The organism is Phaeobacter italicus (genome assembly GCF_001258055.1).
In the GTDB taxonomy this organism is placed as follows: domain Bacteria; phylum Pseudomonadota; class Alphaproteobacteria; order Rhodobacterales; family Rhodobacteraceae; genus Phaeobacter; species Phaeobacter italicus.
In genome coordinates this window covers 256,787-279,402 of the sequence record NZ_CVRM01000022.1, presented here as the reverse complement: position 1 = coordinate 279,402, position 22,616 = coordinate 256,787, and the positions used below count along the sequence as shown (strand labels likewise).

The window sequence follows — 22,616 nt, the reverse complement described above, 5'->3', positions numbered from 1 at the left end:
TCAGAGCCTGTAGCGCAGCGAGACGCGCTGGCCCTGACGGTTGAGATCCACCTTCATCCAGCGCCCCGCAGCGGCCAGCACATTCGGCACGTCCTGCGGTGTTTCGATCACGGTGTCGTTGATTGCGAGAATGATATCACCGGGGCGCAGCCCCACGCGGCCGCCATAGGCGCCGGGGTCGGTGATCACCACGCCCTTGGCCGACATCGGCAGTTGCAGACGGACGATCGATTGCGGGTTGATGCGCGCCACCGTCAGACCGGGCAGCGGGCTGCGCTCATTCAGGGTCAGCGGATCAGCAGGCGGATCATCGGGGGCCAGCATCATTTCGACCTGGAGCGCGCTGCGTTCACCGCCGCGCAGGCGCGTGACCTCTGCGGTGTCGCCCAGACCTGCAACTGACATGCGAAACACCATTTCAGAGGGCGAATTCACCGGCTGACCGGCGACATCCAGAACCACGTCCCCCACCTGGAAACCGGCCTTGGCAAAGGGGCTCGCGGGGTGGAGATCGGAGATCACCATCCCTTCTGGCAGGTCCATGCCAAGCGAGGCGGCAAGATCCGCATCAACCGGCTGGCCCATCATGCCCGCCCAGGGGCGCTGGAACTCCTCCGCGCCCTGATCGGCCTGCCGCATGAAGGCGCGCACCAGATTGGCGGGGATGGCAAAGCCGATACCGTTGGAGCCGCCAGAGCGGGTCACGATGCGGGTGTTGATCCCGATCAGATCGCCATTCACGTCAATCAGCGCCCCGCCAGAGTTGCCGGGGTTGATCGGGGCGTCGGTCTGAATGAAATAGCCCAGCCCCTCTCCGGTGGCGGCACCGCTGCGCGCCAGCCCCGACACGATGCCGCTGCTGACGGTCTGCCCCACGCCAAAGGGGTTGCCGATGGCCAGCGCCAGTTCACCCACTTCGACCTGATCGCTGTCGCGCAGCTCCAGATAGGGCAGGCCTTCGGCATCTTGCAGCTGCAAGATTGCCAGATCGCTGGCCTCATCTGCCAATACCACCTGCGCGGCGTATTCGCGCCGGTCGGTTGTCACCACGCGGATATCGGTCGCCATGCCCACCACGTGATAGTTCGACACCACGATCCCGTCCGCTGACAGGATTACGCCCGACCCCAGCGAGTTCTGCACCCGTGGTTGCGGCTTGGACAGGCCACGAAAGAAATCGTCAAAGAACGGATCGTTCATGAACGGCGTGCGACGTTGTTCCTGCACGATCTTGGCGTAGATGTTCACCACTGCGGGGGCTGCCTCTTTCACCAGTGGTGCAAAGCCCAAAGAGATCTCTGCCTGCGACTGCGGCACGCGGGTCTCGGCGAGCGCCTGAGTGGTGGGGATCTGAGTGGCCAGGAACAGGCCTGCTGCGGTCAGGATGGCACGAAACATGACGACTCCGTTTGTTCTTGTGAACAGGATATGCGGACCATGCCCCCCTTTTACAAGGTTGGATTTACGGGGGAAAAACAGCGGTTTTGGCCCCTGCCCCGGAAACGAAAAACCCCCGCCCTGTTTCCAGAGCGGGGGTAGGTCCGGTCGGATGACCGAGAAGATTATTCTTCGTCAGCAGCTTCGATTTCTGCCAGACGTGCCTTGTCGGCGGCGCCTTTGGCGGAAACGTCGCGGTCGACGAACTCGATGATTGCCATCGGAGCCATGTCACCGTAACGGAAGCCGGCTTTCAGGATGCGGACGTAGCCACCCTGACGGTCCTTGTAGCGCGGGCCCAGAACCTCGAACAGCTTCGCAACGTCCTTGTCTTCTTTCAGCTTGGACGCGGCCTGACGGCGAGCGTGCAGATCGCCACGCTTTGCCAGGGTGATCATCTTTTCGATGATCGGGCGCAGTTCTTTTGCTTTCGGAAGGGTCGTTTTGATTTGCTCGTGCTCGATCAGCGAGCCAGCCATGTTGGAGAACAGGGCCTTACGGTGCTCATGAGTACGGTTCAGGCGGCGATAACCACGTGCGTGACGCATTGTTTCATTCCTTGATCTTAGGTTTTGCTTTGTCAGGCAGCTGATAACTTGTCAGCCACTCACCTTGGGGCGGATGCCCATATCGTCCCCGGCAGGTCCGGGCATTTCGGGCGGCCCGAAAGCCGCCCAATCTCTTAGAAGCTGTCTTCGAACTTCTTGGCCAGATCTTCGATGTTGTCCGGCGGCCAGTCCTCGACGTCCATACCGAGGTGCAGACCCATACCCGACAGCACTTCCTTGATCTCGTTCAGGGACTTGCGGCCGAAGTTCGGGGTGCGGAGCATTTCTGCTTCGGTTTTCTGGATCAGATCGCCGATGTAGACGATGTTGTCGTTCTTCAGGCAGTTTGCCGAACGCACGGACAGTTCCAGTTCGTCCACTTTCTTCAAGAGAAGCGGGTTGAACTCGAGACCATCGTCGTCGTCCTGACGGCCAGCCGATTCCGGCTCGTCGAAGTTGACGAAGATCGACAGCTGGTCCTGGAGGATGCGCGCAGCAAAGGCCACGGCGTCTTCCGGGGTGATGGAGCCGTCGGTTTCGACCTTCATGGTCAGCTTGTCATAGTCCAGAACCTGACCTTCGCGGGTCGGCTGAACGTCATAGGAGACCTTCTTGACCGGCGAATAGATGGCGTCGATCGGGATCAGACCGATGGGCGCATCTTCGGGCTTGTTCTTGTCGGCAGAGACATAGCCTTTGCCGGTGTTGACAGTCAGTTCCATGAACAGATCCGCACCATCATCGAGGTGGCAGATCACGTGCTCGCGGTTCAGAACTTCGATGCCAGCGGATTCGGAGATGTCACCTGCGGTCACAACTGCCGGGCCTTTGGCATTGATCGAAAGGCGCTTGGGGCCTTCGACTTCCATGCGCAGCGACACACCTTTGAGGTTCAGGATGATGTCGGTGACATCTTCGCGAACGCCGGCGACGCTGGAGAATTCGTGCAGGACGTTGTCGATCTGCACAGAGGTGATGGCCGCGCCTTGCAGCGAGCTCATCAGAACGCGACGCAGCGCGTTGCCAAGGGTCAGACCAAAGCCGCGTTCCAGCGGTTCTGCCACAACGGTGGCCTGACGTGCGGGATCATTGCCCGGCTTAACATCAAGCTGGGTCGGCTTAATCAGTTCAGCCCAGTTCTTGTGGATCATGCGGTCCCTCCATTCCTGTCCGCGCCCCATGTCCGAAGGTGCAGACGCCCGAGGTTTCAAATGACGGACTGGGGCCCTGCAGAAATTGCAAAGCCCCAGCTGAATTCTTGTCGATTATACGCGACGGCGCTTCGGCGGACGGCAGCCGTTGTGCGCGATCGGGGTCACATCACGGATGGAAGTGATGTTGAAGCCGATTGCAGCCAGTGCGCGCAGTGCGGATTCACGACCCGAACCGGGGCCCTGAACTTCGACTTCCAGAGTTTTAACGCCGTGATCCTGCGCTTTTTTGCCTGCATCTTCAGCAGCCATCTGAGCAGCATAAGGGGTCGACTTACGGGAACCCTTGAAGCCCATGGTGCCTGCGGAGGACCAGGAAATCGCGTTGCCTTGCACATCCGAGATCAGGATCTTGGTGTTGTTGAACGAGGAGTTCACATGTGCAACGCCAGAGGCGATGTTCTTACGCTCTTTGCGCTTAATGCGAGTCTTATCGCGTGCCATTGGTCAGACCCTCCCTTATTTCTTCTTACCAGCGATGGCCTTTGCGGGGCCTTTGCGGGTACGAGCGTTGGTGTGGGTACGCTGACCGCGAACGGGCAGGTTACGACGGTGACGCAGACCACGGTAGCAACCCAGATCCATCAGACGTTTGATGTTCATGGTCACTTCGCGGCGCAGGTCGCCTTCGACGGTGTAGTTGGCGTCGATGTGCTCACGGATGGCCAGAACTTCGGCATCCGACAACTCGTTGACGCGACGGGTACGGTCGATGCCTACAGCTTCGCAGATTGCTTCTGCGGAGGTGGAACCGATACCGGTGATATATGTGAGGGCGATTGGTACCCGCTTTGCAGTCGGGATGTTAACGCCGGCAATACGTGCCACGTGTCACTTTCCTTTTCGTTGCGGTTCCGTAGTGCCGGAACCTTTTTTCACAACACTTGACCTTGGCAGTGGAGCCAGTGGGTCCAGCATTTTGAGGTAATTCAGATGCGCGGTATACGCGCGCAGCTGGAATGATTCCCACAGGGGATGGGGTTCCCTATGTGGAAATGACGCTTGGGTCAACCCGTGCCCCGATGCCGTGGCAAAGTTTCCTTGCGCCATGCCCGTCCGCCCGGCCCGGCCTGCGTTTTTTGCGGCAGCTTTGCGCAGAGCCCTGATCGGGCCCCCGGGTGAAAAAACGGCCCCGAACCCAAGGGGGCGGAGCCGTCAGAAACCACTGGGTCAGATCCGGTTTCGGATCACTCGCCCATGATCCAAGCGAGGTTTTCGCGGACCTTTTCGATGGAATCGAGACCGTTGAGACGCTGCAGGTTGCCCTTGGCGTAGTAGTAGCCGATCAGCGGCGAGGTCTTTTTGTAGTATTCCATCAGACGGGTGCGGAGGCTTTCCTCGTTGTCGTCGGCGCGGCGTTTCTGGGTGGTGCCACCACAGTTTGCGCATTTGCCGTCTTCGGGCCAGGGTTTGGTCTGATCGTGATAGACCTCACCGCAGTCGCCGCAGGTGGAACGACCGGTGATGCGGGCAACCAGCGCCTCGTCATCAACCTGCATCTCGATCACTGCGTCGAGCTTCTGACCGGTTGCCGACAGCAGCTCTGCCAGGGCATCGGCCTGCGCCAGAGTGCGGGGGAAGCCGTCGAAGATGAAGCCGCCTTCGGCGCCTTCCTCGATCTTTTCGCGGATCAGGCCAATGACGATCTCGTCTGTGACCAGCTCACCACGGGCGATGACCTCTGCCACGCGCTTGCCCATCTCGCTGCCGGAGGCCTGCGCGTCGCGCAGCATGTCACCGGTGCTCAGCTGAACCATGTTGCGCGATTCGACCAGATAGCGGGCCTGGGTGCCTTTGCCGGCGCCGGGCGGTCCAAGAAGAATGATATTGGTCATCGGCGTGCCGGTCCCCGTCGTGTGCGTTTCTTGTTACGGCCGCGCAGCTGGCTCTTCTCGATGAGGCCTTCATACTGATGCGCGAGCAGGTGGCTCTGGGCTTGCTGGATGGTGTCCATGACCACCGACACCACGATCAGCACCGAGGTGCCACCGAAGTAGACGGGGATCGCCAGCTGACCACGCAGGATTTCGGGCAGCAGGCAGACAGCGGCCAGATAGGCAGAGCCGAGAACCAGGATGCGGTTGACCACATATTCCAGGTATTCCGCGGTTTTCTTGCCGGGGCGGATGCCGGGCACGAAGCCGTTCTGGTTCTTGAGGTTGTTGGCAACATCATCCGGTTTGAAGGAGACGTTGAAGGTGTAGAAATAGGCAAAGAACACGATCATCGCCACGAAGAACAGCAGGTAAAGCGGCTGTCCGGGGCCGAAGTTTGCCAGCAGCCACGACATGATCGGGCCGTTGGTTGCATCCGCCGAGAAGGTGGAGATGGTCACCGGCAGCAGCAGAAGCGAGGAGGCAAAGATCGCCGGGATAACGCCTGCCGGGTTCACCTTGACCGGGAGGTGGCTGGAGCCACCGTCATAGACCTTCATCCCGACCTGACGGCGCGGATATTGGATGTGGATCTTGCGCAGGGCGCGTTCCATGAAGACCACGAACATGATGATCGCAACCATCATGACGATCACGGCAATGATCACCGCAGGGCTGATCGCGCCAGAGCGGCCGGAGGCCAGGAACTGGGCGATTGCGGCGGGAACCTCGGCAATGATGCCGACGAAGATGATGAGCGAGATACCGTTGCCGATGCCACGCTGGGTGATCTGCTCGCCCAGCCACATCAGGAACATGGTGCCGCCCACCAGCGTGATCATGCAGGCCAGACGGAAGTACAGGCCCGGATCGGTCGCCAGATCACCGGATTCGAGCGACACAGCCAGACCATAGGACTGGGCTGTTGCCAGAAGAACGGTGCCGTAGCGGGTGTATTGGTTGATCTTCTTGCGACCCTGTTCGCCCTCTTTCTTGAGCTGCTCAAGCGAGGGAACCATCGAGGTCAGCAGCTGGACGATAATCGATGCCGAGATGTAAGGCATGATACCGAGGGCAAAAATACCCATCCGGCCAAGCGCGCCGCCGGTAAACATGGAAACCATGCCACCGATCCCCTGCCCTGCCTGTGCCATAAACTGGCGCAGGGCATCTGCATCGATTCCGGGAACCGGAATATATGTCCCAAGGCGGTAGACGATCAAAAGGCCAAGGGTAAACAGAATGCGATTACGCAGGTCTGTCGCCTTGCCAAGAGCCGACCAACTGGTGTTCGCCGCCATTTGTTCTGCTGCTGATACCATAAAAAAGGTCTCTTCTTGCGAAAACGCCGCCCAGGGCCGTTTTCCGGCTCGGGCGGCGTCAATGGAAAACTGAATTCTATGTAAGCGGCATCGGCGCCGCTCACAAGCTGTTACTCAGCTGCGGCAGTGTTTGCCACGGTCAGGGAGCCACCGGCCTTTGCGACTGCGTCCACGGCAGCCTTGGAGGCGCCGGTTACTGCGATGGTCGCTTTTGCGGTGAATTCACCCTTGGCCAGAACGCGAACGCCGTCCAGTTTGCGACGAACAACACCGGATGCAACCAGGGTGTCTTCGTTGATGGAGGCTGCGTCGAGCTTGCCTGCGTCGATGAACTTCTGGATCAGGCCCAGGTTCACAACTGCGTATGCCTTGCGGTTCGGCTTGTTGAAGCCACGCTTGGGCAGACGCTGGTAGAGGGGCATCTGGCCGCCTTCGTAGCCGTTGATCGAAACACCCGAACGGGATTTCTGACCTTTGATACCACGGCCACCCATTTTACCTTTGCCGGAGCCCGGACCACGGCCAACGCGGGTGCGTTTCGGTGCGGCGCCTGGGTTGTCGCGCAGTTCATGAAGTTTCATATCGCTTCTCCTTCGCCGGAACTGACCCCTGAAGCGTAAGCGGGTCAAACACGGCATTTTTGATTTTCTGATTCTGCAGTCCATAGGACCACCGGGGGCGTATAGACCCGATGCGGGGCAGGATCAAGAGTGGAGGTGTACAGACAGCCGGGATCGCCAGCAGGGCGGCGGACATACACGCCGTTTCCCCGCCAAGGCCCCTGCCCTGCCGGTTGCTCTGCCGTCTCGTCTGGTGCTGTGTCCGTTCCGTCTGGAGCCGTTTCATAAAGGGTGGCGGCGCCGCCGGGTGGATGTGGATCGGGGGCTTGCCCCGCATGAGGATATATCTGTCATGGCCCGCGCCTGTTTTGCGTGGGTCCGGTTCCATTTGCCGGGGTGCCAAACCCGGCGAAGATCGCGATCGCCCCCAGCATGGCACAGCGATCTGAAACGATCGTGCATGGGGCGTGCGCAGGGTAGGCAACACCCCGGCATCAGCCCCCCAAAAACGAGAAAACGCCCCTGCCCAGGGAGGAGGAGGGGCAGGAGCGTTCTCAGCAAATTGTCAGATCCGAGGGAGGAGGAACGGGTCCGACAATTCTATCTCGGTGGGATCAGGCGCCGTAGACGTGCTCGCGGGCGAGCGTGTCGATGTCACCGCGGCCGATGCCGATGTCGGCCAGGTCACGGTCGCTCAGAGCGTTCAATTCGTTGTAGGTGCGGGTGTACTCGCGGTGCAATGCGCGCTGGTCCTGCAGTTCCTGGAACAGGGTGCGGATGCGGGCAAAGAGGGAGTTACCGGCGTAGGTGGTGTTGATGACATGTGCCATTGTGATGTTCCTTTATCTGACCGGACGTATTTCCGGCGGGTGTTGATCATTGTCTGTTTCAGTGACACCCATCAGATAGCCCTGCATGTTACCGCAAACAACTGACGCATTGGACTTCCCGCTATGCAGCCTGTGCATGGGAAAAATCGCTCAAATCGGATGTGATGCTGCCGTTTTGGCAATTTGAGAGCCGCGCGCACAGCAAAGGGGCAAAAGAAAAACGCCCCGGCGAACCGGGGCGTTTCTAAGTCGTGTCTCAATCGAGAAAGAGGCTTAGTCGCGCTCTTCGATGATCTCAACCAGATGCGGGATCTTGTTGACCATACCGCGTACGGAAGGGGTGTCTTCCAGTTCACGGGTCTTGTGCATCTTGTTCAGGCCCAGGCCAACGAGAGTTGCGCGCTGGTCTGCGGGGCGGCGGATCGGGGAACCGATCTGCTTAACAACGATGGTTTTTGCCATGTGTCCGTCTCCTTACGCTTCTGCTTCAGCAGCAGGTGCTTCATCCCGCTTGGGCAGGATGTCGGCGACTTTTTTACCACGACGCTGAGCAACCGAACGCGGCGACTGCTCTTTTTTCAGACCGTCGATGGTGGCGCGGATCATGTTGTAGGGGTTCTGCGAACCGATCGACTTCGAAACAACGTCTTTGACGCCGAGCATTTCGAAGACGGCACGCATCGGACCACCTGCGATGATACCGGTACCTTCCGGTGCGGTGCGCATGACAACTTTGCCTGCGCCGTGACGGCCGTGCATGTCGTGATGCAGAGTGCGGCCTTCTTTCAGCTGCACGCGGATCATCTGACGCTTGGCCTGCTCGGTGGCTTTGCGAATGGCCTCGGGGACCTCTTTCGCTTTACCTTTACCAAAGCCGACGCGGCCTTTCTGATCGCCAACAACCACCAGAGCGGCGAAGCCAAAGCGCTTACCACCTTTTACGGTTTTGGAAACGCGGTTGATCGCGACGAGGCGATCTGCGAATTCCGGGGTTTCCTCGCGGTCGCGACGGTTACCCCGGCGGTTTTCACGTTCTGCCATAAGGCATTCCTTTCATCCTGGCGACGAGCGCCTTTATCTACTCAATCCAGGTGAGCCGGTCTAACCCGGCTCCCGGATCATCGGGGCGGCGCGGACGCCGCCCACAGTGTCTGACTTGTGCCTCGCCGAGGGCAGACACAAAGATCATTAGATCTTCAGACCGCCTTCACGCGCTGCGTCGGCCAGAGCCTTCACTTTGCCGTGGAACAGGAAGCCGCCACGGTCGAAGTATGCTTCGGTGACGCCTGCCGCCTTTGCGCGCTCGGCAATAACCGAACCCACTTTGGTGGCTGCTTCGATGTTGTTCTTGCCGACAAAACCCAGGTCTTTTTCCAGGGTGGAGGCGGCGGCGACGGTCACGCCACGCACGTCGTCGATCAGCTGAACAGAGATGTTCTTGTTCGAACGGTGCACGGACAGGCGCGGACGGCCTGCGTTGACCTTGCGAAGCTTGTTCCGGACGCGCAGCCGGCGCTTCAGAAACAGGGTACGTTTGCTGTTTGCCATTTTGCTGGTCCTTACTTCTTCTTGCCTTCCTTGCGGAAGATGAACTCGCCTTTGTAGCGGATACCCTTGCCTTTGTAGGGCTCGGGACGACGCCAGTCGCGGATTTTGGCCGCAACTTCGCCGACGAGTTGTTGGTCGTTACCTTCGACAACGATTTCGGTCTGCTTCGGTGCGGTGATGGTGACACCTTCCGGAGCAACAACGTCAACGTCGTGGCTGTAGCCCAGGTTCAGCTTCAGGGTGTTGCCCTGCATCTGAGCCCGGTAACCCACACCCTGGATCTCCAGCTCTTTTTTGAAGCCCTGGGTCACGCCGGTGACGAGGTTCTGGACCATAGTGCGGGACATGCCCCACTGCTGGCGGGCACGCTTGGATTTACCGCGCGGGTCCACTTTGACCAGGTTGTCTTCGACAGTGATGGTGACGTCGTCGGTTGCGGTGAAGCTACGGGTGCCTTTCGGACCTTTCACTTCGATGCTCTGGCCGGAGACGCTGGCGGATACACCGCTGGGCAGCTCGACCGCTTTTTTACCAATACGGGACATCGACAGACCTCCTTAGAAGACGGTGCAGAGCACTTCGCCGCCAACGTTGGCTGCGCGTGCGTTTGCGTCCGACATCACACCCTTGGGGGTGGAGACAATCGACACACCCAAGCCCTGACGGACCGACGGGATGTCATTGACGCCCATGTATACGCGACGACCGGGTTTGGAGACCCGCTTCAGTTCGCGAATGACAGGTTCGCCATCGAAGTATTTCAGGCTGATTTCGATGGCCGGGTGGCCCTTCGCATCAGTCGTTTTCTCATAGCCGCGGATGTAACCTTCGTCTGCGAGCACATCCAGAACCCAGGCACGCAGCTTGGAAGCCGGTGTCAGGACGGTGGATTTGCCGCGCATCTGAGAGTTACGGATACGGGTGAGCATATCGCCGATAGGATCGTTCATATCAGTCTCTCCCTTACCAGCTCGATTTCACCATGCCGGGGATCTGGCCATTCGAGCCCAGTTCCCGCAGAGCGATACGGCTGATCTTCAGCTTACGGTAGTAAGCGTGAGGACGGCCGGTCAGCTGGCAGCGGTTGTGCAGACGGGTTGCCGACGAGTTGCGCGGCAGTTTCGCCAGGTCGAGGCGCGCTTTGAAGCGCTCTTCCATCGGGCGAGATTCGTCGTTTGCGATCTCTTTCAGCTCGGCACGCTTTGCGGCGTATTTAGCCACCAGGCGCTCGCGCTTCTTCTCGCGTTCGATCATGCTTTTCTTAGCCATGTCTCTTCCTTCCCGCGCTTAGCTGTTGAAGGGCATGTTGAATGCTTTCAACAGCGCCTTTGCTTCCGCGTCGGTGTTCGCGGTGGTGGCAATCACGATGTCCATACCCCAGGGTTCGTCGATCTTGTCGAAGTCGATCTCGGGGAAGACCATGTGCTCTTTCAGACCCATGGCATAGTTGCCACGGCCGTCAAAAGACGTGCCCGGAACGCCGCGGAAGTCGCGGATACGGGGCATCGCGATGGTGGTCAGACGGTCGAGGAATTCATACATCCGGTCGCCGCGCAGAGTCACCTTTGCGCCCATCGGCATGCCTTCGCGAACGCGGAAGCCAGCGATGGAGTTCTTTGCCACGGTGGTCAGAGCTTTCTGGCCCGCGATTGCGGTCAGGTCAGCCTGAGCAGACTTGGCTTTCTTGCTGTCTTTTACGGCAGCACGGCCGCAGCCGATGTTCAGAACGATCTTGTCCAGCTTGGGGATCATCATCTCGTTCTTGTAGCCGAACTCTTCTTTCAGGGCGCCACGGATGGTTTCCTTGTAGAGAGCTTTCAGACGCGGGGTGTAGGTTGCGTTATCAAGCATCGATCACGTCCCCCGTGGTTTTGGCGAAGCGCACTTTCTTGTCGCCTTCCATGCGGAAGCCAACGCGGGTTGCTTTGCCGTTTGCGTCCAGCAGAGCCAGGTTCGACAGCTGGATCGGCAGGGCCTTGGGCAGGCGGCCACCTTGGCTGGTCTGGGTCTGACGGGTATGACGGATCGCCATGTTCACGCCTTCGACAACGGCTTTACCGGCTTTCGGGTCAACGGAGGCAATGGTGCCTTCTTTGCCCTTGTCCTTGCCGGCCAGCACGACGACCTTGTCGCCTTTGCGGAGTTTAGCAGCCATGATTACAGCACCTCCGGAGCGAGCGAGATGATCTTCATGAAGTTTTTCGCGCGCAGTTCACGAACAACCGGGCCAAAGATACGGGTACCTACCGGCTCGTTGTTGTTGTTCAGGATGACAGCTGCGTTGCGGTCAAAACGGATTGCGGTGCCGTCTTCACGACGGACCTCTTTGGCGGTGCGTACGACGACGGCCTTACGGACGTCACCTTTTTTCACGCGGCCGCGCGGGATGGCTTCCTTTACCGAGACGACGATGATGTCGCCAACGGATGCGTATTTACGCTTGGAACCACCCAGAACCTTGATGCACTGAACTCGGCGAGCGCCGGAGTTGTCAGCAACATCCAGGTTTGTTTGCATCTGGATCATGTGGTTTCTCCCGACCTATGGGGCAGCGATGCGATGCTGTGATCCCCCAGGGTTTCGACTGACTGTTAAGTCTAGTCGCCAGGAGTCTCGAATGAGACTCTTAGGCTTCCAGAACTTCCCAGCGTTTCGTTTTCGATTTCGGCGCGCATTCGATGATGCGTACAGAGTCGCCGACCTTGAAAGCGTTCTTTTCATCGTGAGCCCGGTATTTCTTGGACTTACGAATGGTTTTCTTCAGAACCGGGTGCGTGAAGCGGCGTTCAACCGAGACAGTTACGGTCTGGGCGTTTGCGTCGCTGGTCACAACGCCTTGCAGGATACGTTTGGGCATTGTGTCGCTCCTTATTCGGCTGCTGCTGCAGCTTTTTCGTTCAGGATGGTCTTCACGCGGGCAGCGTTGCGGCGTGCCGCTTTGATACCCGAAGTGTTTTCCAGCTGACCGGTTGCCTGCTGAAAGCGCAGGTTGAAGCTCTCTTTTTTCATGGATGCGAGCATGTCGCGGAGTTCATCCACGGTCTTGTCGCGCAGATCATTGGCGTTCATCGCCTTTGTTCCTTGTCCTAAGCACCAGAAGGCCCCGTGTGGGTCACCTTTGAACCTGGTGGGTTATGTCACCCGTGCAAAATGCACGGCAAAAAGAATCACCAGACCAAAATCCAAGGCGGATTTGGCCCAAGCGATGGGTCCCTATAGAGGAGATAGGAGGGGGGGGCAAGGGAAAGGTTGGCGCGCGCGGGGGTGTTGCTTGCAAGCCATCCAAAAGCTGCTACCCAGCATCCAATCACACTGCAAAGGATGCCGCAATGATCCAGCCCACCGCATCGTTCAAAGAGAACCTCCAACTTATCCCTTCGATCGAGGGGACAGACGGTATCGAGCTCTTGGATACTTCCGGCCGCGTCACGGCCCGTATCGACAACATTCCCGGCAAACAGGGCTCGCTTGCGGTCTATCAATATCTGGCACAGACATTTGAGACACTGGATGCTGAAGCCGCCTCTCACGGGCTCGCCGTTTTTGCGGAACATACCGAAGACGCCAGAAACCGGCCCGGTGCGCATCCCAACATCGACCTGCTGCTGGAGATTATTGGCGGCGGGGCACCATTGACGGTGCGGGTTGTCACAAAGTGACATCGTGCGGCAGGCAATCCTTGAAAAGGAATGCGAGACTGCCGCACGCCACCTGTGGTTCAGACGCGGGCGTGGTTTGGATAAACGGCTCTAAACCGCCATTCGCGATCTCTTGACCTGAAGATCTTGGCGCGGGCTCAAAGCCCGGGTCGGCCCCGCCCCCCCCACGGAAGGGCGCCTTCCCTGGGGGCTCGCAAAGCGGCTTATGCCCCCTAAAGAAGCGGGATTTACGTCAAGCGCCAGCATCACATTCCCATGCGCTGCACATTGTTCAGAACGGTTTCGAAATGCCAGCCGTCCGGCAGCCGCGGGAGCCACAGCCGCTTGCCCCCTGCGTAGATCATCATCGCTCCGCGACGGGTTTTCAGGCGCTGAATGTCCCCGATACCGACTTCATCGCAAACACCCGATCTTTCAACCGACAGGACACGCTGTGTGGTAATCACATATGTGGACGAGCGAAAGCTCCGATGCACAAACAGCCATATCACCAGAGCCAGCGGCGCACACAGGGCGATAACCACAACTTCGGTCAAGGTTGGAACTATGCGGGCGTGAACGGCGTGGACCACCTGCTCACCATCGTTCAAAACAATCGGGCTGTGATCATACACTAAGAGGCGCCCCCCTCACCTGAGGAGTGCCACAAACGCGCTCTCCCGTTCAGTCAGCGACCGGGGACTACGCCCGTTCGCGTTTGAATGCCCCTCCCGGATCATTTCCAGGATGGCGGTTACTCCCAGCGGTAGTTGAAGCTCACCGAGACGCGCTCGTCTTCGGCCATGTTCAGCGGGACTTCGTGGCGGATAAAGCTCTCCCAGAGCAGCACATCACCGACCGCGGGGGATTGGTAGACAAAGGTCTTCAGCTCCTGTCGGCAATCCTTGGTGCGCGGGGGATGGGCCATCATCATGGCGTGACGCGGGTCTTCCAGTTTCAGGGCGCTAGTGCCGTCGGGCATCGACACATAGGTGGTGCCCGAAATCACCGAATGGGGGTGGATGTGGCTGGCGTGGGTGCCGCCTTCGGGCAGGATGTTGATCCAGAGATCTTCCAGCACCAGTTTGCGCCCGTCCAGATCCAGTTGCAGATCCTCGGCAAAGGCCGCCACATGCAGGTCCAGCGACTTTACCAGATCGGCAAAGATCGGAAAGCGCCAGGGCAGGTCCGTCAGCGATGCATAAGAGGTGTAGCCCGGATAGCCATTCTCCTCGCACCAGTCCTGACCGGCGTCGTCATCCTGTGCGATCACAAAGCAGGAGTTTTCAAGTTCACTCGCGTCGATCTTGGGTCCATGTTCGGACAAGGCGGCGCGGTAGAGACGGGTAACGAAGAGTGATTCAATCTGTGCCATAGCTGTCCCATAGCGCATGCCCGGACAAAGTGCGAGATCCGTTGTTTCCCGGCCCGCAGGCCAAACTGGCTCTTTCCTTTGACAAGTTGACGCACGTAAGCTGCGCAAAACTCAGCAAGAGGGACCGGGATATGCGTTGGATCTTCAGACTTGTGACACATGGGATTGCGCTGGTGATCGGCGTGGCATTGGGGATCTACATCCTGCCAATCCTGACCGCGCCAAAGGGGCCCGATGCCGCAACGCTGACCGCTGGCGCGGAAGGTGCGACCTATACCGGCAGCTTTACCCGTGATCTTGCAGGCAGCGATTTCCTGCATTGGGGCACCGGCAGCATCAGCCTGTCCCCCTCGCGGATCACCCATATCGGAGAGCTGGCCCCCGGCCCGGACTACAAGCTGTATCTCGCCCCCGAGTTCGTAGAGGATGAAGCCGGATTTGAAGCCATCAAGGATGCCTCTGTGCGGGTGGGGGATGTCAAGATGTTTGGCGGGCTGATCCTTGACGTGCCAGAGGGCATCAACATCGAGGCCTATACAACCGTTGTGATCTGGTGCGAGGCCTTTGGCGAGTTCATCACCGCAGCCAAATACCGCTGAGGGGCGCACGCCCCCCCCCCTGCCCCGTCACCGCAGGCAGACACCGCCATCCCCTGCCAACAAAACCCGCAGAACGAAAAACCCCCGCTGAGATTTCAGCGGGGGTTTCTATTTTCAGATCAGTATCTGGCTTTCGCCAATTACCAGTCTTCGCGAACCACGACGCGGGTTTTCACCGGCAGTTTCATCGCGGCCAGGCGCAGGGCCTCGCGTGCGATGTCGTCGTTCACACCGTCGATCTCGAACATCACGCGACCGGGCTTAACTTTGCATGCCCAGTAGTCCACGGAGCCCTTACCTTTACCCATACGAACTTCGACGGGCTTAGAGGTAACCGGGGTGTCCGGGAAGATGCGGATCCATACACGGCCCTGACGCTTCATGTGGCGGGTCATGGCACGACGGGCAGCCTCGATCTGACGTGCAGTCACACGCTCAGGAGTAGTTGCCTTCAGGCCATAGGTGCCGAAGTTCAGGTCCGAACCGCCTTTTGCTTCACCGGAGATCCGGCCTTTGTGCATTTTGCGGAATTTAGTACGCTTTGGTTGAAGCATCTCATACCCTCCTTAGCGACGACCGCCTGCACCGCGAGGTGCCGGACCGTCCTGGAGTTCCTGTGCTTTACGGTCACGCGCCTGAGGATCGTGTTCCATGATCTCGCCTTTGAAGATCCAGACTTTGATCCCGATGATCCCGTAAGGGGTCGAGGCTTCGGAGTGAGCGTAATCGATGTCGGCGCGCAGGGTGTGCAGCGGCACACGACCTTCACGGTACCATTCGGTACGAGCGATTTCAGCACCACCCAGACGACCAGCGACGTTCACCCGGATACCCAGGGCGCCCATGCGCATTGCGTTCTGAACGGCACGCTTCATCGCGCGACGGAAGGACACACGGCGTTCCAGCTGCTGAGCGATGGATTCGCCAACCAGCTGAGCGTCGAGTTCAGGCTTGCGCACTTCAACGATGTTGAGGTGCAGCTCGGAGTCGGTCATGGAAGCGATCTTCTTGCGAAGAACTTCGATGTCCGCGCCTTTTTTGCCGATGATCACGCCCGGACGCGCGGTGTGAATGGTCACACGGCACTTCTTGTGGGGGCGTTCGATGATCACACGGGCGATGCCTGCCTGCTTGCACTCTTCCTTGATGAAATCACGGATGCGCAGGTCTTCCAGCAGCAGATCACCATAGTCTTTGGTGTCGGCGTACCAACGGCTGTCCCAGGTGCGGTTGACCTGAAGGCGCATGCCGACCGGATTGACTTTATGTCCCATTAAGCTTGCTCCTCAACTTGACGCACCTTGATGGTGATCTCCGAAAACGGCTTGAGGATCTTGCCAAACCGGCCACGGGCACGAGGGCGGCCACGCTTCATGGTCAGGTTTTTACCTACATAAGCCTCGGCTACGATCAGTTCATCGACGTCCAGGTTATGGTTGTTCTCGGCGTTCGCAATTGCGGACTGAAGGCATTTCTTCACGTCCTGCGCGACCCGCTTGTTGGAGAAAGTCAGGTCGGTCAGAGCCTTCTCAACTTTCTTGCCACGGATCATGCCGGCGACGAGGTTCAGTTTCTGCGGGGAGGTACGGAGCATGCGCAGTTTTGCCATTGCTTCGTTGTCTGCCACGCGGCGGGGATTTTTTGCCTTGCCCATGACTTACTTCCGCTTCGCTTTTTTGTCCGCAGCGTGACCGTAATAGGTACGAGTCGGGGAGTATTCACCGAACTTCTGACCAATCATGTCTTCTGAGACGTTGACGGGAATGTGCTTCTGACCGTTGTACACACCAAATGTCAGACCCACGAACTGGGGCAGAATGGTGGAACGACGCGACCAGATTTTGATGACTTCGTTGCGGCCCGACTCGCGCGCTGCTTCGGCTTTTTTCAGCACGTAAGCATCGACAAAGGGGCCTTTCCATACAGAGCGAGACATATGTTAACGTCCCTTCTTCTTGGCGTGGCGCGAGCGGATGATGAGCTTTTGCGACGCTTTGTTTTTGTTGCGGGTGCGCTTACCTTTGGTCGGCTTACCCCATGGGGTCACCGGGTGACGACCACCGGAGGTACGACCTTCACCACCACCGTGCGGGTGATCGATCGGGTTCATAACCACACCACGCACAGAAGGACGCTTGCCCTTGTGGCGCATACGGCCGGCTTTACCAAAGTTCTGGTTGGAGTTGTCAGGGTTGGACACGGCACCAACGGTGGCCATGCATTCCTGACGGACGAGGCGCAGTTCACCCGAGGACAGGCGGATCTGAGCGTAGCCACCATCACGACCAACGAACTGAGCATAGGTACCGGCTGCACGGGCGATCTGGCCGCCTTTGCCGGGCTTCATTTCGATGTTGTGAACGATGGTACCGATCGGCATGCCCGAGAACGGCATTGCGTTGCCCGGCTTGATGTCGGCTTTCGCGGAGGCGATTACCTTGTCACCAACTGCCAGACGCTGCGGAGCGAGGATATACGCCTGCTCGCCGTCTTCGTATTTGATCAGTGCGATGAATGCGGTCCGGTTCGGGTCGTATTCGATCCGCTCGACGGTCGCCGCAACATCGAATTTGTTGCGCTTGAAATCGACGATCCGGTAGAGACGCTTTGCGCCGCCGCCACGACGACGTGAAGTGATCCGTCCGGTGTTGTTCCGGCCGCCCGATTTGGTCAGACCCTCAGTGAGAGATTTGACCGGACGCCCTTTCCAAAGCTCCGAACGGTCGATCAGAACCAGCCCACGCTGGCCCGGCGTAGTCGGTTTATACGACTTGAGTGCCATGCTTTCTGTCTTCCGTTTAGCGTGCCAGACCTTAGGTTTTTGTCTTTGGTCCAGCTATGTTTAAGGCCCCCGTAGGTGCCAGTGATATAGGGCCCCAAAGGTCCCCGAGTTCGAACATCCCGACAAACGTAACGACCCCGGAACGAATCCGGGGTCTTCAGGATTGCTGCGGCATAGCAGAGAGTCGGAGGGGTGGCAATGGGGTTAGGCCCAGAATGCGGCGGCCTTGGACACGCTCAAATCTTCTGATGCAGCGTTCAACAATTCAACTATGGCCTTATTCGCCGGGTCACGCAACCTGACCTCATAGCCAGGGAAAAGATCACCACCGAAGTGTGCTGCCGACTGCAGCGACTCTACTAGTTCGCTGCATGCTTCAATTGTCTCCAAGATTACATGTGCTAACCAAGGCTTGAGAGAAACCAAGTTCTCATTATAAGCGTGAAAATCTTGCCAATTGAAATCATCAAAGGGTTGCTCAGACTTGCGTACTGCGAACCCTCTTTCTGTAACGAACACATGCCCTGCACTCTTCGTTCCATGAACGATCAGATCTCGGCTCCGCCTCAAGGTGCAAAAGAAATTTGAGTGCTTCTCGTAGACTTCCGCCATTCTTGACGAAAGAGAGTACTTTTCCGAAATTCTATCTGCAGTTCGAACTCTATTGTTCTCCAAAACAACTTTGCGAAAGCTGGCAGGCAACTTGTTCCGGTTCTTGTTGCTATCAGCCTCCTCATCATTCAAACGAATACGGTCGTTCCAAATACGAGCAACGATCTCTTGGGATAGGTCAAAAACTGATCTCGCCGTTGCCAGCAAAGCCTCAACTTCCGACCGAACGAAAGACGAAACAAGCGTGGAGTCTATGCGTTCTCTGTTGAGAAAAAAATGCTCTAGCTTAGCCGCATGAACAGCAAGAAGGTGGAAGTCATCCTCAACAGCGTGAACAAAGCTGTTCGTCTCAGGAAAGCTCAATCTTTGACAAACGAAATTCAGAAAGCTCAGGTAAAGATCCTCTTCGCTCGCTAAAGAACTCCTTGTTAAATAGGCACAGTTAGAAGCGCCAACTGGGTGCATCTTAATCAGACCGCCACCATCACCTGGAAGCCATAGTGTCCACTTCTCGTTTTCCCACAAAGGAAGCAGCGGAACGGTACGCCTCCCAAATTTTCGTGATCCAAGTGTTCGAGCCTTTGAAGATCATCCCGGCCTATCAAATGCGCCATCCCACACCTATCGAACAAAATTGGCTTGTATTCGCTGACTTTTCTAGATGATGTACTGCCACCCCAAAAGGCTTGCCAGTTGTTAGGCTCCATTATTCTACTCTAGCCGCGTCAGCGCCGTCCCGCGGGGTGGCGCTCTCAACGTGGCGTTTGGCAGTTTATCCCAGCCAAGTCCGTACGACCTCACCGACACGCAGAACATCAGCACAAGCGCCGCCCCATGGGAGCGGGACGGCGCTGGCGCGGCGGCCTGCGGCCTTGATTCCGCGCCTAGGAGCGAGATCGCAGCTCAGCGCATTGAAGGCTGTTGCGTGAGGTGCGCACGCAGGGCTTCGCGGATCTTAACCGGCAGCGGCTATACCTTGAGGCCAAGCTGCTCCAAAGGACCCCGCAATGCCCCACAAGCCCCCTGCCCCAACGCAAAAGGCCCCCGCTTTCGCAGGGGCCTTCTTAAGTCTCAGACAAACAGATCTCAGAGTCCGGTGGACACGTCGATGGTGTTGCCTTCTTCCAGGGTCACATAGGCTTTCTTCACGTCCTTGCGACGGCCGATTTGGCCGCGGAAACGCTTGACCTTACCCTTGGTGATGGTGGTGTTGACCGCTTTGACCTTCACACCAAAGAGCGCCTCAACGGCTTCTTTGATCTGCGGCTTGTTGGAGTCGATCGCCACTTCGAAGACCACTGCACCGGTTTCGGATGCCATGGTTGCTTTTTCGGTGATGATCGGCTTGCGGATCACGTCGTAGTGTTCTGCCTTCGCGCTCATTTCAGGCGAGCCTCCAGTGCTTCGACACCTGCTTTGGTGATCACCAGGGTGTCACGCTTCAGGATGTCATAGACGTTTGCGCCCATTGTCGGCAGGATATCCAGACCTTCGATGTTGCGCGCGGCGCGGGCAAAGCCCTCGTTCACGGATGCACCATCGATGACCAGTGCGCGCTTCCAACCCAGGTCCTTGACCTGTTTGGCCAGAGCGGCGGTCTTGCCTTCGGAATCGGCGTTCTCAATAACGACCAGTTCACCCGCTTTTGCCTTGGCGGACAGCGCGTGGCGCAGACCCAGCTTGCGGAATTTCTTGGTCAGATCGTGGCCGTGCGAACGCGGGGTCGGACCCTTGTAGATACCACCCTTGCGGAAGATCGGCGCGTTACGGTCACCGTGACGTGCGCCACCGGTGCCTTTTTGGCGATAGATCTTCTTGGTCGAGTAGGAGGTCTCGGAGCGGGTCTTTACCTTGTGGGTACCGGCCTGCGCGTTGTTACGCTGCCAGCGCACCACACGGTGCAGGATGTCGGTGCGCGGCTCCAGGCCGAACAGCTCTGCATCCAGCTCGATGTCGCCGGCTTTGCCGCCGTCCAGTTTGATCACATCAAGTTTCATGCTTCACCACCTTCCGCGGAGACTTCTTCCGCTGCAGCCGACTTCAGAGCTGCCGGGTAGGGCAGACCTTCGGGGGCTTTCTTTTTCACGGCGTCTTTAACGGTGACCCAGCCACCTTTGGAGCCGGGAACGGCGCCTTTGATCATGATCAGGCCACGATCGGCGTCGGTCTTGACGACTTCCAAGTTCTGGGTGGTCACGCGGGCAGCACCCATGTGGCCGGCCATTTTCTTGCCTTTGAAAACCTTGCCGGGATCCTGACACTGACCGGTCGAACCGTGGGAACGGTGAGAGATCGACACACCGTGCGAGGCGCGCAGACCACCAAAGTTCCAGCGCTTCATCGCACCGGCAAAACCTTTACCGATGGAGGTGCCGGTCACGTCAACCTTCTGACCTTCCAGGAAGTGCTCTGCGGAGATTTCCGCACCCACTTCGATCAGGCCGTCAGCAGGCACGCGGAATTCAACCAGCTTGCGCTTGGGCTCAACCTTCGCTGCTGCGAAGTGGCCGCGCATGGCTTTGGAGACGCGCTTGACCTTGGCCGAACCTGCGCCGAGCTGAACAGCTGTGTAGCCGTCTTTTTCCTCGGTGCGCTGTGCGGTCACTTGCAGGCCGTCCAGCTGAAGAACGGTCACAGGAACCTGCTTGCCGTCTTCGAGGAACAGCCGGGTCATGCCGACTTTCTTTGCGATAATACCAGAGCGCATATTCATTACCCTCCGATCTTAGGATTGCAGCTTGATTTCGACGTCCACGCCAGCGGCGAGGTCGAGCTTCATCAGCGCGTCCACGGTCTGGGGGGTCGGATCAACGATGTCCAGGAGCCGCTTGTGGGTGCGGATCTCGAACTGGTCACGAGATTTCTTGTCAACGTGCGGGCCACGCAGAACGGTGAATTTCTCAATCTTGTTCGGCAGGGGGATCGGGCCGCGCACCTGGGCGCCGGTCCGCTTGGCAGTGTTCACGATTTCCTGCGTGCTGGCGTCCAGTACGCGGAAGTCGAATGCCTTCAGCCGGATACGGATATTTTGGCTTTGCATAGTCGTGCCTTTTTTCTCAGGCGTTGGGGTTGAGAGGAGGGCATGCGACCACCGCGTACCCTCATCGAACCCAAAAGGCGGGAATCACCCCGCCTCTGCCCCGCAAAGCGGGATGGCGCCGTATACGCCTGTTGGACCAGTGTGGCAAGGGGGTTTGGGAGGTAGATGATTGGGTTTGCAGAACGAGGTGGGTTTGGGGTCTTGCTGGGGAGTGTTAGAGGATGGTTAAGGTGGACAAAAGAGCGTTCAATCACTAATTCCAATTCGTCTACGACTTAAGAATGAAGTTAGATGGATTCACTTTCTCGAAAGCCAGTCTTCGATCTCTATTTGCAATTTTGTCGGCTTGAATGCCACAAGTACAATCGGCTCTAGCTTTACCCTTTTAGGCGTCACCACAGCCGACAACGCCTCGTAGCGAGTGTCGTCATCTAGTGCCGTGTGAGGGCCATCCCCAGCCTTCCACTCCGAGCGAGGCTTCCTATCGTACAAAATTCGATGGTTTAGCTCCATAAAGCAAACTGGAGAAAGATGTGCGCCCTCTTTTTCTTCTCGAAGAATGCGTGCGACTTTGTTTAGGCTGGCGGACCCACGGCGAAGACAAGGGCCATCTATTTTTTCGACGAACCCATCGTGAAAGGTCACTGTTCCTTTGACCCTTACACTTACGACTTCTTTTCTCTCTGAATACTCATAAGGATACTCAACTTTAATAAAGGTAGTACCGTGGTCCGTGCCAGCGGGCATAGAATCATAAAGAACATGCCCCCAGTTCGTTACACTTAGAGAAACTTTCCCTTCGAACTCCGCTTTGGCAACCTTTGGCCACTGAAGGAATACTTCCCTCACAATCAATGCGATTGCGAGAAACAAGCACAGACGTCTCAACTTAACTAACTGCCTTCTAATAATTTTTATCCGACTATACTGTGTTTCAATGCGCATCAAGACCCGCGATCGGCCAGACTAGAGGACGGGCGCGATTGCGTCTCAACCGGAGCTGGCGCTCCCTGAGGCCTCAAAAGCTCCGCCGGAGCTCTTGCAAGACGGCCTCCGGCCCCAGGCCGGTCCCTGCCCTGTTCAGACGTATTTCAAAAGAAAAAGGGCCTCCGAGGGAGGCCCTTTCTATAATCAGAACCGTGTGGCTCTCAGCGGTTTTCCGATGGAAAACCGCCTGTCGCCACTGTTTCCAAAATTACTCAGTGATTTTGGAAACTCTTTGCATGTGCGTCTCGGGATC

The 22,616-nt window shown here is 58.0% G+C and carries 35 protein-coding genes; 2 read left to right on the top strand and 33 right to left on the bottom strand.

Annotated features, from left to right (window positions below):
• The 20 genes from NIT7645_RS10085 to rpmC form a co-directional block, all read right to left on the bottom strand.
• Positions 1–1,398 (bottom strand): trypsin-like peptidase domain-containing protein, encoded by a 1,398-nt coding sequence (locus tag NIT7645_RS10085; RefSeq protein ID WP_008563195.1) that lies wholly within the window; start codon positions 1,396–1,398, stop codon positions 1–3.
• Positions 1,399–1,562: 164 nt separating this feature from the next.
• Positions 1,563–1,985, bottom strand: coding sequence for a 50S ribosomal protein L17 (gene rplQ, locus NIT7645_RS10080; RefSeq protein WP_008562519.1), 423 nt, complete (start codon positions 1,983–1,985; stop codon positions 1,563–1,565).
• 134 nt (positions 1,986–2,119) lie between these two features.
• Positions 2,120–3,136, bottom strand: coding sequence for a DNA-directed RNA polymerase subunit alpha (locus NIT7645_RS10075; RefSeq protein WP_008562550.1), 1,017 nt, complete (start codon positions 3,134–3,136; stop codon positions 2,120–2,122).
• 114 nt (positions 3,137–3,250) lie between these two features.
• Positions 3,251–3,640 (bottom strand): 30S ribosomal protein S11, encoded by a 390-nt coding sequence (gene rpsK / locus NIT7645_RS10070; protein ID WP_008560534.1) that lies wholly within the window; start codon positions 3,638–3,640, stop codon positions 3,251–3,253.
• A gap of 15 nt (positions 3,641–3,655) precedes the next feature.
• Positions 3,656–4,024, bottom strand: a complete 369-nt coding sequence (gene rpsM, locus NIT7645_RS10065) for a 30S ribosomal protein S13 (protein ID WP_008559263.1) — start codon at positions 4,022–4,024, stop codon at positions 3,656–3,658.
• Between the two features lie 359 nt (positions 4,025–4,383).
• On the bottom strand, positions 4,384–5,031 hold the full coding sequence (locus NIT7645_RS10060) for an adenylate kinase (RefSeq protein ID WP_050673165.1): 648 nt from the start codon (positions 5,029–5,031) through the stop codon (positions 4,384–4,386).
• Complete coding sequence (secY, locus tag NIT7645_RS10055) at positions 5,028–6,392, bottom strand: preprotein translocase subunit SecY (protein WP_046212218.1); 1,365 nt, start codon at positions 6,390–6,392, stop codon at positions 5,028–5,030. Before secY ends, NIT7645_RS10060 begins: the two co-directional genes overlap by 4 nt.
• Positions 6,393–6,502: 110 nt before the next feature.
• Positions 6,503–6,973 (bottom strand): 50S ribosomal protein L15, encoded by a 471-nt coding sequence (rplO, locus tag NIT7645_RS10050; protein WP_008561531.1) that lies wholly within the window; start codon positions 6,971–6,973, stop codon positions 6,503–6,505.
• A 593-nt stretch (positions 6,974–7,566) separates the two neighbouring features.
• Positions 7,567–7,782 carry a DUF1127 domain-containing protein gene (locus NIT7645_RS10040; protein ID WP_008560511.1) on the bottom strand — a complete coding sequence of 72 codons (216 nt, stop codon included), beginning with the start codon at positions 7,780–7,782 and terminating at the stop codon, positions 7,567–7,569.
• 273 nt (positions 7,783–8,055) lie between these two features.
• The gene (gene rpmD / locus NIT7645_RS10035; protein WP_008559881.1) at positions 8,056–8,244 is read right to left on the bottom strand and encodes a 50S ribosomal protein L30; all 189 of its coding nucleotides are present in this window, start codon (positions 8,242–8,244) and stop codon (positions 8,056–8,058) included.
• A gap of 12 nt (positions 8,245–8,256) precedes the next feature.
• Positions 8,257–8,823 carry a 30S ribosomal protein S5 gene (rpsE, locus tag NIT7645_RS10030; protein ID WP_008563071.1) on the bottom strand — a complete coding sequence of 189 codons (567 nt, stop codon included), beginning with the start codon at positions 8,821–8,823 and terminating at the stop codon, positions 8,257–8,259.
• Between the two features lie 147 nt (positions 8,824–8,970).
• Positions 8,971–9,330: a 50S ribosomal protein L18 gene (gene rplR, locus NIT7645_RS10025; RefSeq protein ID WP_008560648.1), complete on the bottom strand. Its 360-nt coding sequence runs from the start codon at positions 9,328–9,330 to the stop codon at positions 8,971–8,973.
• Positions 9,331–9,341: 11 nt separating this feature from the next.
• Entirely contained in the window at positions 9,342–9,875 is a 534-nt protein-coding gene (gene rplF, locus NIT7645_RS10020; protein ID WP_008562148.1) for a 50S ribosomal protein L6, read from the bottom strand.
• Positions 9,876–9,887: 12 nt separating this feature from the next.
• Positions 9,888–10,280 (bottom strand): 30S ribosomal protein S8, encoded by a 393-nt coding sequence (gene rpsH, locus NIT7645_RS10015; RefSeq protein WP_008561906.1) that lies wholly within the window; start codon positions 10,278–10,280, stop codon positions 9,888–9,890.
• 13 nt (positions 10,281–10,293) lie between these two features.
• Positions 10,294–10,599 (bottom strand): 30S ribosomal protein S14, encoded by a 306-nt coding sequence (gene rpsN / locus NIT7645_RS10010; RefSeq protein WP_008561382.1) that lies wholly within the window; start codon positions 10,597–10,599, stop codon positions 10,294–10,296.
• Positions 10,600–10,617: 18 nt separating this feature from the next.
• Complete coding sequence (gene rplE / locus NIT7645_RS10005; RefSeq protein WP_008560900.1) at positions 10,618–11,181, bottom strand: 50S ribosomal protein L5; 564 nt, start codon at positions 11,179–11,181, stop codon at positions 10,618–10,620.
• Positions 11,174–11,485 (bottom strand): 50S ribosomal protein L24, encoded by a 312-nt coding sequence (gene rplX, locus NIT7645_RS10000; RefSeq protein WP_008560005.1) that lies wholly within the window; start codon positions 11,483–11,485, stop codon positions 11,174–11,176. Before rplX ends, rplE begins: the two co-directional genes overlap by 8 nt.
• A gap of 2 nt (positions 11,486–11,487) precedes the next feature.
• Positions 11,488–11,856 carry a 50S ribosomal protein L14 gene (gene rplN / locus NIT7645_RS09995; protein ID WP_005621870.1) on the bottom strand — a complete coding sequence of 123 codons (369 nt, stop codon included), beginning with the start codon at positions 11,854–11,856 and terminating at the stop codon, positions 11,488–11,490.
• Between the two features lie 100 nt (positions 11,857–11,956).
• Positions 11,957–12,187: a 30S ribosomal protein S17 gene (gene rpsQ / locus NIT7645_RS09990; RefSeq protein WP_005621877.1), complete on the bottom strand. Its 231-nt coding sequence runs from the start codon at positions 12,185–12,187 to the stop codon at positions 11,957–11,959.
• Between the two features lie 11 nt (positions 12,188–12,198).
• Complete coding sequence (gene rpmC, locus NIT7645_RS09985; RefSeq protein ID WP_008560132.1) at positions 12,199–12,399, bottom strand: 50S ribosomal protein L29; 201 nt, start codon at positions 12,397–12,399, stop codon at positions 12,199–12,201.
• 260 nt (positions 12,400–12,659) lie between these two features.
• Between rpmC and NIT7645_RS09980 the strand changes: the two genes are divergently transcribed.
• On the top strand, positions 12,660–12,989 hold the full coding sequence (locus tag NIT7645_RS09980) for a DUF2322 family protein (RefSeq protein WP_008560121.1): 330 nt from the start codon (positions 12,660–12,662) through the stop codon (positions 12,987–12,989).
• A gap of 245 nt (positions 12,990–13,234) precedes the next feature.
• Here NIT7645_RS09980 and NIT7645_RS09975 read toward each other — a convergent pair whose 3' ends face one another.
• Both NIT7645_RS09975 and NIT7645_RS09970 read right to left on the bottom strand, forming a co-directional pair.
• The gene (locus NIT7645_RS09975; RefSeq protein ID WP_050686916.1) at positions 13,235–13,603 is read right to left on the bottom strand and encodes a hypothetical protein; all 369 of its coding nucleotides are present in this window, start codon (positions 13,601–13,603) and stop codon (positions 13,235–13,237) included.
• 119 nt (positions 13,604–13,722) lie between these two features.
• A complete protein-coding gene (locus tag NIT7645_RS09970) occupies positions 13,723–14,343 on the bottom strand; it encodes a TIGR02466 family protein (RefSeq protein WP_046212222.1) in 621 nt (206 codons plus the stop codon).
• Positions 14,344–14,474: 131 nt separating this feature from the next.
• Between NIT7645_RS09970 and NIT7645_RS09965 the strand changes: the two genes are divergently transcribed.
• Entirely contained in the window at positions 14,475–14,942 is a 468-nt protein-coding gene (locus NIT7645_RS09965; protein WP_008559050.1) for a DM13 domain-containing protein, read from the top strand.
• A gap of 140 nt (positions 14,943–15,082) precedes the next feature.
• Here the strand turns inward: NIT7645_RS09965 and rplP are convergent, their stop codons facing one another.
• From rplP to NIT7645_RS09910, 11 genes are all read right to left on the bottom strand, one after another.
• Positions 15,083–15,496, bottom strand: a complete 414-nt coding sequence (gene rplP, locus NIT7645_RS09960) for a 50S ribosomal protein L16 (RefSeq protein ID WP_008559969.1) — start codon at positions 15,494–15,496, stop codon at positions 15,083–15,085.
• Positions 15,497–15,508: 12 nt separating this feature from the next.
• Positions 15,509–16,216, bottom strand: coding sequence for a 30S ribosomal protein S3 (gene rpsC, locus NIT7645_RS09955; RefSeq protein WP_008560126.1), 708 nt, complete (start codon positions 16,214–16,216; stop codon positions 15,509–15,511).
• Positions 16,216–16,596, bottom strand: coding sequence for a 50S ribosomal protein L22 (gene rplV, locus NIT7645_RS09950; RefSeq protein ID WP_008560423.1), 381 nt, complete (start codon positions 16,594–16,596; stop codon positions 16,216–16,218). The genes rpsC and rplV overlap by 1 nt, the downstream gene beginning before the upstream one ends.
• Positions 16,597–16,599: 3 nt before the next feature.
• Positions 16,600–16,878, bottom strand: coding sequence for a 30S ribosomal protein S19 (gene rpsS / locus NIT7645_RS09945; protein ID WP_005980699.1), 279 nt, complete (start codon positions 16,876–16,878; stop codon positions 16,600–16,602).
• Between the two features lie 3 nt (positions 16,879–16,881).
• On the bottom strand, positions 16,882–17,724 hold the full coding sequence (gene rplB, locus NIT7645_RS09940; RefSeq protein ID WP_008561157.1) for a 50S ribosomal protein L2: 843 nt from the start codon (positions 17,722–17,724) through the stop codon (positions 16,882–16,884).
• A gap of 204 nt (positions 17,725–17,928) precedes the next feature.
• On the bottom strand, positions 17,929–18,861 hold the full coding sequence (locus NIT7645_RS09935) for a hypothetical protein (RefSeq protein WP_050686914.1): 933 nt from the start codon (positions 18,859–18,861) through the stop codon (positions 17,929–17,931).
• 561 nt (positions 18,862–19,422) lie between these two features.
• Positions 19,423–19,719, bottom strand: a complete 297-nt coding sequence (locus tag NIT7645_RS09930; RefSeq protein ID WP_024095825.1) for a 50S ribosomal protein L23 — start codon at positions 19,717–19,719, stop codon at positions 19,423–19,425.
• Positions 19,716–20,333, bottom strand: coding sequence for a 50S ribosomal protein L4 (gene rplD, locus NIT7645_RS09925; protein ID WP_046212350.1), 618 nt, complete (start codon positions 20,331–20,333; stop codon positions 19,716–19,718). The genes NIT7645_RS09930 and rplD overlap by 4 nt, the downstream gene beginning before the upstream one ends.
• Positions 20,330–21,043: a 50S ribosomal protein L3 gene (gene rplC, locus NIT7645_RS09920; protein ID WP_024095823.1), complete on the bottom strand. Its 714-nt coding sequence runs from the start codon at positions 21,041–21,043 to the stop codon at positions 20,330–20,332. The genes rplD and rplC overlap by 4 nt, the downstream gene beginning before the upstream one ends.
• A gap of 18 nt (positions 21,044–21,061) precedes the next feature.
• Positions 21,062–21,376 carry a 30S ribosomal protein S10 gene (gene rpsJ, locus NIT7645_RS09915; RefSeq protein WP_008563081.1) on the bottom strand — a complete coding sequence of 105 codons (315 nt, stop codon included), beginning with the start codon at positions 21,374–21,376 and terminating at the stop codon, positions 21,062–21,064.
• Positions 21,377–21,673: 297 nt separating this feature from the next.
• Complete coding sequence (locus tag NIT7645_RS09910; RefSeq protein ID WP_131724146.1) at positions 21,674–22,249, bottom strand: hypothetical protein; 576 nt, start codon at positions 22,247–22,249, stop codon at positions 21,674–21,676.
• Positions 22,250–22,616: the final 367 nt, after the last annotated feature.

What these genes read in the sequence shown, in the direction of transcription:
- NIT7645_RS10085 (WP_008563195.1), bottom strand. Translation starts at nt 1,398, where the DNA reads ATGTTTCGTGCCATCCTGACCGCAGCAGGCCTGTTCCTGGCCACTCAG.
- rplQ (WP_008562519.1), bottom strand. Translation starts at nt 1,985, where the DNA reads ATGCGTCACGCACGTGGTTATCGCCGCCTGAACCGTACTCATGAGCAC.
- NIT7645_RS10075 (WP_008562550.1), bottom strand. Translation starts at nt 3,136, where the DNA reads ATGATCCACAAGAACTGGGCTGAACTGATTAAGCCGACCCAGCTTGAT.
- rpsK (WP_008560534.1), bottom strand. Translation starts at nt 3,640, where the DNA reads ATGGCACGCGATAAGACTCGCATTAAGCGCAAAGAGCGTAAGAACATC.
- NIT7645_RS10060 (WP_050673165.1), bottom strand. Translation starts at nt 5,031, where the DNA reads ATGACCAATATCATTCTTCTTGGACCGCCCGGCGCCGGCAAAGGCACC.
- secY (WP_046212218.1), bottom strand. Translation starts at nt 6,392, where the DNA reads ATGGTATCAGCAGCAGAACAAATGGCGGCGAACACCAGTTGGTCGGCT.
- rplO (WP_008561531.1), bottom strand. Translation starts at nt 6,973, where the DNA reads ATGAAACTTCATGAACTGCGCGACAACCCAGGCGCCGCACCGAAACGC.
- NIT7645_RS10040 (WP_008560511.1), bottom strand. Translation starts at nt 7,782, where the DNA reads ATGGCACATGTCATCAACACCACCTACGCCGGTAACTCCCTCTTTGCC.
- rpmD (WP_008559881.1), bottom strand. Translation starts at nt 8,244, where the DNA reads ATGGCAAAAACCATCGTTGTTAAGCAGATCGGTTCCCCGATCCGCCGC.
- rpsE (WP_008563071.1), bottom strand. Translation starts at nt 8,823, where the DNA reads ATGGCAGAACGTGAAAACCGCCGGGGTAACCGTCGCGACCGCGAGGAA.
- rplR (WP_008560648.1), bottom strand. Translation starts at nt 9,330, where the DNA reads ATGGCAAACAGCAAACGTACCCTGTTTCTGAAGCGCCGGCTGCGCGTC.
- rplF (WP_008562148.1), bottom strand. Translation starts at nt 9,875, where the DNA reads ATGTCCCGTATTGGTAAAAAAGCGGTCGAGCTGCCCAGCGGTGTATCC.
- rpsH (WP_008561906.1), bottom strand. Translation starts at nt 10,280, where the DNA reads ATGAACGATCCTATCGGCGATATGCTCACCCGTATCCGTAACTCTCAG.
- rpsN (WP_008561382.1), bottom strand. Translation starts at nt 10,599, where the DNA reads ATGGCTAAGAAAAGCATGATCGAACGCGAGAAGAAGCGCGAGCGCCTG.
- rplE (WP_008560900.1), bottom strand. Translation starts at nt 11,181, where the DNA reads ATGCTTGATAACGCAACCTACACCCCGCGTCTGAAAGCTCTCTACAAG.
- rplX (WP_008560005.1), bottom strand. Translation starts at nt 11,485, where the DNA reads ATGGCTGCTAAACTCCGCAAAGGCGACAAGGTCGTCGTGCTGGCCGGC.
- rplN (WP_005621870.1), bottom strand. Translation starts at nt 11,856, where the DNA reads ATGATCCAGATGCAAACAAACCTGGATGTTGCTGACAACTCCGGCGCT.
- rpsQ (WP_005621877.1), bottom strand. Translation starts at nt 12,187, where the DNA reads ATGCCCAAACGTATCCTGCAAGGCGTTGTGACCAGCGACGCAAACGCC.
- rpmC (WP_008560132.1), bottom strand. Translation starts at nt 12,399, where the DNA reads ATGAACGCCAATGATCTGCGCGACAAGACCGTGGATGAACTCCGCGAC.
- NIT7645_RS09980 (WP_008560121.1), top strand. Translation starts at nt 12,660, where the DNA reads ATGATCCAGCCCACCGCATCGTTCAAAGAGAACCTCCAACTTATCCCT.
- NIT7645_RS09970 (WP_046212222.1), bottom strand. Translation starts at nt 14,343, where the DNA reads ATGGCACAGATTGAATCACTCTTCGTTACCCGTCTCTACCGCGCCGCC.
- NIT7645_RS09965 (WP_008559050.1), top strand. Translation starts at nt 14,475, where the DNA reads ATGCGTTGGATCTTCAGACTTGTGACACATGGGATTGCGCTGGTGATC.
- rplP (WP_008559969.1), bottom strand. Translation starts at nt 15,496, where the DNA reads ATGCTTCAACCAAAGCGTACTAAATTCCGCAAAATGCACAAAGGCCGG.
- rpsC (WP_008560126.1), bottom strand. Translation starts at nt 16,216, where the DNA reads ATGGGACATAAAGTCAATCCGGTCGGCATGCGCCTTCAGGTCAACCGC.
- rplV (WP_008560423.1), bottom strand. Translation starts at nt 16,596, where the DNA reads ATGGGCAAGGCAAAAAATCCCCGCCGCGTGGCAGACAACGAAGCAATG.
- rpsS (WP_005980699.1), bottom strand. Translation starts at nt 16,878, where the DNA reads ATGTCTCGCTCTGTATGGAAAGGCCCCTTTGTCGATGCTTACGTGCTG.
- rplB (WP_008561157.1), bottom strand. Translation starts at nt 17,724, where the DNA reads ATGGCACTCAAGTCGTATAAACCGACTACGCCGGGCCAGCGTGGGCTG.
- NIT7645_RS09930 (WP_024095825.1), bottom strand. Translation starts at nt 19,719, where the DNA reads ATGAGCGCGAAGGCAGAACACTACGACGTGATCCGCAAGCCGATCATC.
- rplD (WP_046212350.1), bottom strand. Translation starts at nt 20,333, where the DNA reads ATGAAACTTGATGTGATCAAACTGGACGGCGGCAAAGCCGGCGACATC.
- rplC (WP_024095823.1), bottom strand. Translation starts at nt 21,043, where the DNA reads ATGCGCTCTGGTATTATCGCAAAGAAAGTCGGCATGACCCGGCTGTTC.
- rpsJ (WP_008563081.1), bottom strand. Translation starts at nt 21,376, where the DNA reads ATGCAAAGCCAAAATATCCGTATCCGGCTGAAGGCATTCGACTTCCGC.